The organism is Pseudomonas sp. GL-B-26 (assembly GCF_019947405.1).
GTDB lineage: Bacteria > Pseudomonadota > Gammaproteobacteria > Pseudomonadales > Pseudomonadaceae > Aquipseudomonas.
In genome coordinates, this window is the sequence record NZ_JAGYGJ010000104.1 from 1 (window position 1) to 1,346 (window position 1,346).

1 protein-coding gene is annotated in these 1,346 nt (G+C 55.6%); it reads left to right on the top strand.

Features of this window, described 5'->3' with window-relative positions; all coding sequences use genetic code 11:
- Positions 1-82: 82 nt before the first annotated feature.
- The gene (locus KGB23_RS30080; protein ID WP_223433702.1) at positions 83-1,099 is read left to right on the top strand and encodes an IS110 family transposase; all 1,017 of its coding nucleotides are present in this window, start codon (positions 83-85) and stop codon (positions 1,097-1,099) included.
- Positions 1,100-1,346 lie beyond the last annotated feature (247 nt).

Consider the following 1,346-nt stretch of genomic DNA (forward strand, 5'->3'; position numbering starts at 1 on the left):
CTTAATGAGATGGTCAGCCCGGCGAGAACCTCGGCGAGTCTAAACTTGCCGGGGCGCTCTCTTTACCGAAGGAGGATCTCTCATGAATACCGTGACGCTTCTGGGTATCGACATCGGCAAGAACACTTTCCACCTGCATGGACAGGACGCCAGGGGCCATCAGGTGCTGCGTAAAAAGCTCAATCGCAACCAATTGCTCCCTTATCTGGCGCAGCTTTCGACCTGCAAAATTGCCATGGAGTCCTGCGGCGGTTCTCAGTGGCTTGCCCGGAAAATCAAGGAGCAAGGCCATCAAGTGCAGTTGATCGCACCGCAACACGTGAAGGCCTATGTCACCGGCAACAAAAACGACTTCATTGATGCCGAGGCCATTTGTGAAGCGGCCTCGCGCCCTAGAACCCGTTCGGTCCAAGTCAAAACCGTAGAACAGCAGGTGCTGTGCACTGAGCACCGGCTGCGCAAGTCCTTGGTCAGTCGACGCACCGCCGTCATCAATCAAGTGCATGGGTTTCTCCTGGAGTTCGGCGTCATCTTTCCCGCCGGATACGCCGCCCTTGATCGGGTCTCGGGCCTGATGCAAAGCCGTGAACTGCCCATCCGTTTGATAAACGCCATTGAGCGCATGCTTGAAGATATTCGGCAGCTGACTGGCGAGATCAAAAAACTTGATGTCGAGATCAAGCAAAACCTCGTCCAAAGCGACGCCGGCCAACGCTTGCAAAGCATCCCCGGCATCGGCCCCCTCATCGCTAGCGCTCTGGTGGCCGATGTCGGCGACGCTTCGGTTTTCAAATCGTCCCGCGACTTCGCCGCCTCGTTGGGGTTGGTGCCGCGACAGCATTCAACAGGTGGCGAAACGGTCCTCCTCGGCATCAGCAAACGGGGCGATAAATACCTAAGAAGCCTGCTGGTACAGGGCGCTCACACCGTTTTGTACCGAGTCGATCACCGCACCGACGCCCTCGGTAGGTGGGCCAAAAACTTGCTCGCCCGCAAGCCTCTGAACAAAGTGGCCTGTGCCCTGGCGAACAAAATGGCCAGAATCATCTGGGTGTTATTAACCAAAGGCGGCACCTACAACTCACAGCTTTTGGCTTGATCCGTACGCTTCACCACCGGCTTTTGCGACGTCAGTAGCTGATGACGATAAACGGCAGACATCCTGGCTGAAAACCTGAGAACCAAAAGAGCTTTGGAGGCTGAAGACTTTTTAAAGGACAGGCAGGAGCGACTACTCATCAAGGGCCGAGCGCTATCCGTGCTCACACTGAGCCCGAATACATTAGCGCAAGCTCGATTTACCGTTCATCAATGCTGGGTGGCAGAAGATGGGCTGACCATACATT

Bases quoted from the DNA above. Each gene is read 5' to 3' on its own strand.
- KGB23_RS30080 (WP_223433702.1), top strand. From the start codon at position 83: ATGAATACCGTGACGCTTCTGGGTATCGACATCGGCAAGAACACTTTC.